This window comes from Janthinobacterium sp. FT14W (assembly GCF_009208755.1).
Lineage (GTDB): Bacteria > Pseudomonadota > Gammaproteobacteria > Burkholderiales > Burkholderiaceae_D > Janthinobacterium > Janthinobacterium violaceinigrum.
On record NZ_WFLL01000155.1, the window covers coordinates 1 to 297 of the forward strand.

At 66.7% G+C, this 297-nt stretch carries 1 protein-coding gene; it reads left to right on the forward strand.

The genetic code is table 11. The annotated features are described in order from the left end of the window. On the forward strand, positions 1-297 hold a 297-nt coding region (locus GCN74_RS28405; protein ID WP_226939285.1), incomplete at both ends, for a filamentous hemagglutinin N-terminal domain-containing protein.

The following is a 297-nucleotide window of genomic DNA, read 5'->3' on the forward strand; positions in this document are numbered from 1 at the left end:
TCAGTGTGAATGGCAAGTTGCGGCCGCTGGCGCTGGCCGTATTCGGCGCGCTGGGCATGGTGAGTTTTGTCGCAGGGCCGGCCATGGGACAGATCGTGGCCGATCCGAACGCGCCGGGCCGCCAGCGTCCGACGGTGGTACAAAGCGCGAATGGCGTGACGCAGGTGAACATCCAGACGCCGAGCGCGGCAGGCGTGTCGCGCAATACCTACAGCCAGTTCGACGTGACGGCGAATGGCGCCATCCTCAACAACAGCCGCGGCAACGTGCAGACGCAGACGGGCGGCTGGGTGCAGG